The following is a 7695-nucleotide window of genomic DNA, read 5'->3' on the forward strand; positions in this document are numbered from 1 at the left end:
AGGGTCACCATAATTCACTGGTACAGCGTTCGAGGTTATCGTACGCTGTGCGAGTGGAATCGAACGATGTACGAGAACCGTCCGGAGACATCACCCGCGACCCGCGGCGCTGGTGGATCCTCGGCGTGCTCTGCCTGTCCCTGCTGGTGCTGATGATCGACGGCACCGTGCTGAATATCGCCATTCCGGCGCTGATCCGAGAGCTCGACGCCACCCCATCGGATATCCAGTGGATCCTCGACGGCTACATCCTGGTGTTCGCGGGCCTGTTGCTCACCGCCGGTGCGCTGTCCGACCGATTCGGCCGCCGCCGGATGCTGATCACCGGCCTGGCCGTCTTCGGCGCGGCGTCGCTGCTTGCGGTGCTGGCCACCGAGCCGTGGCAGGTGATCGCCGCCCGCGTGGCCATGGGCGTGGGCGGCTCACTGCTGATGCCCTCGACCCTCTCGATCCTGATGACCTCCTTCGCCGAGGACGAGCGCCGCAAGGCGTTCGCCGCCTGGTCGACGGTGTCGATGGTCGGCATCGTGCTCGGCCCCACCCTGGGCGGGTTGCTGCTCGAGCACTTCTGGTGGGGCTCGGTGTTTCTGCTCAACATCCCCGTCGCGATCATCGCGATCGTGGCGGCGCTGGCGCTGATGCCCGAGACCTACGGCCAGCAGCGGCCGATCGACCTGGTCGGCGTCGTGCTGTCGATCGTGGCGCTGACCTCGACGGTGTACGTCATCATCGAGCGGGAGTGGAACATCCCGGTGATCGCGCTGGCCGTCGTCGCCGCGGCCGGATTCGCGTGGTGGGAATACCGTTCGCCGCATCCGATGCTGCCGCTGGTGGTCTTCCGCAACCGCGACTTCACCGGCGCCTGCCTGACATTGCTGCTGATGATGTTCGGCATGGGCGCGGTGCTGCTGATGCTCACCCAGTACCTGCAGTTCGTGCTCGGCTACGGGCCGATGAAGGCGGGCTGGGCGCTGTTCCCGTACGCCGTGGCTGCCGCGGTGTTCAACGGGCTGGGCGCCACGCTCGGCAAGAAGCTGAGCAACAAGACGCTCATCGTCACGGGCCTGCTGGTGATGGGCGGCGCCTTCGCGATCCTGGCCAACGCCGACAGCTATCCGTGGGTGCTGGCCGCGATGCTGGTGATGGGCGTCGGCGGCGGCCTGGCCGGTCCGGCGGCGTACGCCTCGATCATGGGCGCCATCCCGCTCGAGCACGCGGGTGTCGGCTCGGCCATGAACGACACCTTGCAGCAGGTCGGCCAGGCGATCAGCATCGCCGTGCTGGGCAGTGTGCTGGCCGGGGTGTTCACCGAGAACATGCCTGCCGACATCCCCGCGGCCGCCCGCGACAGTATCGGGGCCGCCTTCGGGCTCGGCTTCGTCGAACCGGCCAAGGCTGCCTTCACCGCCGCCATGTCCTACGGCTCCTGGATCAGCGCCGGATTCGCCGTCGCCGCCGCCCTGCTCGGCCTGATCCTGCTGCGCACCCGCAAGCCCACCGCGACACAAGCGCCCGAAACCCTCAGTGCCCCATCATGACCGGGGCGTCCGCCGCCCCCTCGGGGGTCCGCGGCCTGGTCCGCGGCAGGAACGCCGCCGGGACCAGGGTCGCGACCAGCAATACGACCGCGATGATGTAGGTGTCGGCGAACGCCCCGGCGGCCTGGTCGAACCCGGTCTCCAGGGCGCCCGGCGGCAACTGCGCGGCGATCTGCGGCTGGCTGGTCGACGCGATGGCGGCACCGGCGAGCTCGTTGTCGTTCAGCAGGTTCGTCAGCACCACCGACATGATCGCGGTGCCGATCGAACCGGCCGCCTGGTTCACGATATTCATCAGCGTCGACCCGCGCGCCACCTGCTGATGGGTCAGCGTCTGGATGGCGGCGGTCATGGTCGGCATCATGGTGCAGCCCATACCGAGACCCATCACGAACAGCGCCGCGCCCATCATCGGATACGACGTACCGGCGTCCAGCCGCGTGAAGAACGCCAGGCTCACCGCCATCACCACGACGCCGGTCAGTACGACCTTGCCCGGGCCGATCTTGTCCACCAGGCGCCCGGCGATCGGCATCGTCACCATCGCGCCGAGACCCTGTGGCGCCAGCAGCAATCCGGCGTCGAGCGCCGACTCGCCGCGCACCTGCTGCAGATAGCTCGGCAGCAACAGCCCCGACCCCATGAACGCGATCGCGAACAGCAGCATCGTCAGCACCGAGAAGGTCAGCGCCCGGTTCCGGAACAGCTGCAGGTCGATGAGCGGATGTTCGGTGCGCAGCGCGTGGAAGACGAACGCCACCATCAGCACCAGCCCGATCGCGGCCGGGATCAGCACCTTCCCCGCCAGCACCGTCTGCTCCTCCGGAATGGTGGACACGCCGTAGAGGAACAGCGCCAGCCCCGGCGAGGCCAGCGCCATACCGAGGAAATCGAACGACTGCGACGGCTCCGGGCGGTCCCGCGGGAGCATCAGGAAGGCCAGCGCCAGCGACAGGACGCCGATCGGCACGTTGATCAGGAAGATCAGCCGCCACCCGGCGAGATGGATGAACCCGTCGATATCGATGCCGATCAGCCAGCCACCCAGGATGGGCCCGAGAATCGGGCCGAGCAGCATCGGCACCCCGAGCACCGCCATCACCCGGCCCACCCGGTGCGGTCCGGCCGCATGCGTCATGATCGTCATGCCCAGCGGCATCAGCATGCCGCCGCCGAGACCCTGGATCACCCGGAACGCGATGAGCGCCTGCATATTCCAGGCGGTGGCGCACAGCACCGAGCCGAGCACGAAGAACAGCAGCGCCATCATGTACAGCCGCTTGGTGCCGAACCGGTCCGCCGCCCACCCGGTCACCGGGATGACGCTGGCCAGCGCCAAGGTGTAACCCGTCATCGACCAGGCGGCGACGGCGTAGCTGGCGTGGAACTCGGTCTGGAACTTGGGCAGGGCGATGATCACCACGGTGATGTCGAGAATCGACATGATCGCGCCCAGCACGACGACGCCCGCCACCTTGAACACGGCGGCGTCGAGCTTGTCGGAGGTCGGATCCGGATCCGCCCCAGTGTGTGTATCCGGAGGTGAAGTCACCGCTTCAGCCTGCCACCTGTTCTACCGAATGACCAGATCCATTTTCCGGGGTCGCCGCGCCGCGAAAGCCCCACGGAACGCAACTGTTTCGCAATCTCCGCACCGCACCGGCATCCGGGGTGCGCCGAAAGCCGGATACCGCCGCCCGCCCGCAAATACACTCGAATCGGGCACCGGGATGAGGGGAGGTGCGCGTGGCAGGGCAAACGGCGCGCGGATTCGGTCGATCTCGCGCATTCTCCCCCGGACGAATCGGCGCACTGACCGCGGTGCTGCTGCTGGCGGCCACGGCCTGCGGCCTGCTCCCGGTGGTGGAGCCGCCCGACTTCTATCCGGCAGAACTCGCCCGCTTCTACACCCAGAAACCCCGCTGGGGCGCCTGCGAGCAGACCGACGAACCGCAGTCCGGGCCCAGTCCGGAGGCCCGCTGCGCCCGGGTCCTCGCACCCCTGGACTACGACCACCCCGAGGGGCGCACCGTCGAGCTGGCGGTGTCGCGCAAGCCGGCGACCGGTGTCCGCGTCGGCGCACTGCTGTTCAACCCGGGCGGTCCGGGCTCGCGCGGGCTGTCGCTGGTCGACAGCGTCGACGGCACTCGGCTGGCGCAGAGCTTCGACCGCATCGGATTCGATCCCCGCGGCGTCGGCGCCTCCCTGCCTCGCGTGTCCTGCGGCGACCCCGAGGACTATTTCGACCCCTTCGCGCCCCGCTTCGACACCAGCCCCGAAGGTATCGCCGAACACGAGCAGATGAACCGCACCCAGGCCGCACAGTGCGAAAAGCACAGCGGCGCAGAGCTGCTCGCACACGTCGGCACCCGGGAGGTGGTGCGCGACATGGACATCATCCGCTCGGTGACCGGCGACCGGCGGATGAATTACATCGGCTACTCCTACGGCACCCGGCTCGGCTGGGCCTATGCCGAGCGCTACCCGCACCGGGTGCGCGCCATGGTGCTCGACGGCGCCGTCGCCCCGCAGGAGAACACCTACACCCGAACCCTGAACCAGGAGAGCGCGTTCCAGAAGGCATTCGACTCCTTCGCCATGGAATGCGCCCGCCGGTCGGACTGTCCCCTCGGCACCGATCCCACCCAGGCGCCGGCGCGCCTGCGCGACCTCACCGTGCCGCTGCAGACCGATCCGCTGCGCTCCCCCCGCGACCCGACCCGGGAGCTGTTCTACACCGACGTCTACAACCGCACGGCCGTCGCGCTCTACAAATCCGAATCGTGGGACGGACTCATCGCGGCCCTGCGCGCGCTGCGCGACCGCGACCCGGACCCGATGCTCGACCTCGCCGACCATCTCGGCAGCGACCCGAACCCCGAACTCGTCGCCAGCGACGACGCCTACAACGCGATCACGTGCGTCGACCAGCCACCCATCACCGACCGCGCCGAAAACGACAGGCTCGAGGTCGAGGTGCGCCGGGCCGCCCCGTTCCAGGACGACGGCCGCGGCACCGGGCACGCGCCGCTGGACCTGTGCGCGTTCTGGCCGGTGCCCCCGACGGGCCGCCCGCACACCTTGAACCTCCCCGATCTGCCCACCGTGCTGGTGGTCTCGACAACCTTCGACCCGGCCACGCCGCATCAGGCCGGGATCGACCTCGCACGGCAACTGCGCGCCCGCCTGATCACCTATCAGGGCACCCGGCACACGATCGCGCTGCTGGACAAGTCCCTATGCGTCGACCAGCCGGTCATCGACTATCTCGTGACGCTGCGGTTGCCCACACAGGACGTGGTCTGTTGAGCGCGAGGCAAAAAGTTCTTTCCCCCCGACAACGACCACCGGGACGGATAGAGTGACCGGCACAGGGACGGCGACGAGGAGCGGGTGTAGGTGTCCATCGGGAAATTGGTGTCCTTCGATAGTTCTCGGGGGTTCGGTTTCATCCGCCCGGAAGACGGTGGCCCTGATGTGTTCGTGCACGTCAACGACATCGGATTGGATGAGGACGAATTGCGGCAGGGCCGCGTGTTCGAGTTCGAGGTGACCGAGGGCGATCGCGGGCCCAAGGCCGTCAATCTCACCGTGGTGGGCGGCCAGCCCGCACCACCGGCGCCGGTGCGCCATCGCAACCGCGAACGCAATTCCGGCCCGCTCACCGTCGCCGAACATCGCCGGTTGATCACCGAACTGCTGCTCGATGCCAGCCCCGCGCTGACGGCCGGGGAGATCCTCACCATCCGCGACCGCCTGACAAACTTCGCCGAACAGCACGGATGGCTGGAAAACTGACGAATCGGACTACGATCTTGCTGGACGGTTGCGGGCGATGAATTCGACCGGCCCGCGCCGTCGGTATGGGTGAGACCGACCCGAGGAGGATCGTGTGGACCTGCCGGCCCGCGCCGTCGGTATGGGTGAGACCGACCCGAGGAGGATCGTGTGGACCTGCCCGTCATGCCGCCCGTCAAACCGATGCTGGCGAAATCGGCGTCGGCGCTGCCCCACGATCCGGGCCTGTACTACGAACCCAAATGGGACGGGTTCCGCTGCATCGTCTTCCGCGACGGCGACGAGGTGGAACTCGGATCGCGCAACGACCGGCCGCTCACCCGCTACTTCCCCGAACTGGTGGAGCTGCTGCCCAAGGCGCTGCCGGACCAATGCGTCATCGACGGCGAGATCGTCATGGTCACCGAGCAGGGCCTGGACTTCGACACCCTGCAGCAGCGCCTGCACCCCGCGGCCTCCCGGGTGAACAAGCTGGCCGCCGAGACCCCCGCCAGTTTCGTCGCCTTCGATCTGCTGGCACTCGGCGACCGGGACCTGACCGACCAGCCGTTCGCCGAGCGCCGCCGCATCCTGGAAACGGTCGTCGGCAATTCCCACGAGCGACTGCATCTCACCCCGCTGACCTCCGACCCCCAGGTCGCCCAGGACTGGTTCACCCGCTTCGAGGGCGCCGGGTTCGACGGCGTGATGGTGAAGGCGACAGACGTGCCCTACCAGCAGGACAAACGGGTCATGGTCAAGGTCAAGCACGAGCGCACCGCCGACTGCGTGATCGCCGGATTCCGCTGGCACAAGGACGGCCAGGGTGTCGGATCGCTGCTGCTGGGACTGTTCGACGAGGAGGGCAACCTGCACCACGTCGGCGTGGCCTCGAGCTTCACCGCCGCCCGCCGCAAGGAACTGGTCGACGAGCTGGCGCCGCTGCGCGAGAACGCGCTCGACGATCACCCGTGGCGGCAGTGGGCCGACGCCGCCGCCCAGGCCAAAGCCGACGGCAAGATGCCCGGCGGCCTCAGCCGCTGGACCGGCGGCAAGGACCTGTCCTGGGAAGCGCTGCGGCCCGAACTGGTCGCCGAGGTCCGCTACGAGCACGTGATGGCCGGGCGGCTGCGGCACGGCGGGCGCCTGGTCCGCTTCCGCGACGACCGCACCCCCGCCTCGTGCACCTACGCCCAGCTCGACGAGGTCGCCCCTGCCGAGCTGGCCGACATCTTCGCGGAGGCCAAAAAGTGAGCGCCGCAATCGAATTGGATGTCGACGGCAAGGCCGTCCAGATCAGCAACCCGGACAAGGTCTACTTCAGCAAGCGCGGCGAGACCAAGCTCGACCTGGTGCACTACTACCAGGCCGTCGCCGAACCCTTCCTGCGCACCGCGCGCGACAGACCCGTACTGCTGGAACGCTATCCGGACGGGGCGAGCGGAAAGTCCTGGTTCCAGAAGCGAGTACCGAAATCGGTGCCCGACTGGCTGCAGACCACCGTCGTGTCCACCCCCAACGGCACCACCAGCGATGCGCTCGTCGCCGCCGACCTCGCGCACATCCTGTGGGCGGTCAACCTGGGCTGCTTGGGATTTCACGTCTGGCCCACCCACGCGGGCGCGGCCGAACAGAGCACGGCCCCCGACGTCTTCGACGCCGCCGGGCAACTGCTACCGCCCACCGGCGTCACCGACGAACTGCGCATCGACCTGGACCCTTCCCCCGGAATCGGCTGGGACGAACTGCGCGCGGCCGCGGTGCTGACCCGCGAGCTGTGCGGCGAACTCGGCATCGAAGCCCGCATCAAGACCTCCGGCTCGCGCGGCCTGCACATCTACATATTGCTCGAGCCGCGCTGGGACGGATACCAGGTCCGCGCCGCCTCCATCGCCCTGGCCCGCGAACTGGAACGCCGCCACGGCGACCTCATCACCGCGAGCTGGTGGAAGGAGGAGCGCGGCAGCCGGGTATTCATCGACTACAACCAGAACGCCCCGCACCGCACGGTCTTCGGCGCCTGGTGCGTGCGCCCCAAGGTCGGCGCACAGGTCTCCACGCCCCTCGCCTGGGACGAACTCGACGCCGTCGCCCCCGAGGACCTCACCATCGCCACCGTCCCCGCCCGCGTCGCCCGGCTCGGCGACCCGTGGGCCGACCGCACCCCCCAATCCATCGAACCCCTGCTGAAAATGTCCGCCCGGGACATCGATTCGGGACTCATGGACGCCCCGTGGCCCCCGGTCTACCCGAAGATGCCCAACGAGCCCCCGCGCGTCCAGCCCAGCAAGGCCCGCAAGGAGTAAGCCTCCCCGGGGCTAGTACTCCAGCATCACTTTGTAATGTAATCGGTGTCGGCGCTGGTAGTGGGCCTGTTTGG

Annotated in this window: 6 protein-coding genes; 5 read left to right on the plus strand and 1 reads right to left on the minus strand. The window is 68.4% G+C overall.

Annotation, left to right across the window (positions count from 1 at the left end; all coding sequences use genetic code 11):
* The first annotated feature begins 53 nt into the window (after positions 1 to 53).
* Positions 54 to 1538: an MFS transporter gene (locus tag ACYVLQ_RS19625; RefSeq protein WP_460698937.1), complete on the plus strand. Its 1485-nt coding sequence runs from the start codon at positions 54 to 56 to the stop codon at positions 1536 to 1538.
* On the opposite strand, the gene ACYVLQ_RS19630 is transcribed toward ACYVLQ_RS19625, so the two are convergent.
* Positions 1522 to 3090 carry a DHA2 family efflux MFS transporter permease subunit gene (locus tag ACYVLQ_RS19630; RefSeq protein ID WP_460698938.1) on the minus strand — a complete coding sequence of 523 codons (1569 nt, stop codon included), beginning with the start codon at positions 3088 to 3090 and terminating at the stop codon, positions 1522 to 1524. The two genes, ACYVLQ_RS19625 and ACYVLQ_RS19630, sit on opposite strands and share 17 nt — an antisense overlap.
* Positions 3091 to 3284: 194 nt before the next feature.
* On the opposite strand from ACYVLQ_RS19630, the gene ACYVLQ_RS19635 reads away from it, so the two are divergent.
* The 4 genes from ACYVLQ_RS19635 to ACYVLQ_RS19650 all read left to right on the plus strand — a co-directional run bounded on the left by ACYVLQ_RS19635 (position 3285) and on the right by ACYVLQ_RS19650 (position 7621).
* Entirely contained in the window at positions 3285 to 4847 is a 1563-nt protein-coding gene (locus ACYVLQ_RS19635) for an alpha/beta hydrolase (protein ID WP_460698939.1), read from the plus strand.
* Between the two features lie 108 nt (positions 4848 to 4955).
* Positions 4956 to 5336 (plus strand): cold-shock protein, encoded by a 381-nt coding sequence (locus tag ACYVLQ_RS19640; protein ID WP_460698961.1) that lies wholly within the window; start codon positions 4956 to 4958, stop codon positions 5334 to 5336.
* A gap of 150 nt (positions 5337 to 5486) precedes the next feature.
* Positions 5487 to 6569, plus strand: coding sequence for an ATP-dependent DNA ligase (locus ACYVLQ_RS19645; protein ID WP_460698940.1), 1083 nt, complete (start codon positions 5487 to 5489; stop codon positions 6567 to 6569).
* Positions 6566 to 7621, plus strand: coding sequence for a DNA polymerase domain-containing protein (locus ACYVLQ_RS19650; RefSeq protein WP_460698941.1), 1056 nt, complete (start codon positions 6566 to 6568; stop codon positions 7619 to 7621). Before ACYVLQ_RS19645 ends, ACYVLQ_RS19650 begins: the two co-directional genes overlap by 4 nt.
* The last annotated feature ends 74 nt before the right edge of the window (positions 7622 to 7695 follow it).

Source organism: Nocardia thraciensis, from assembly GCF_054782435.1.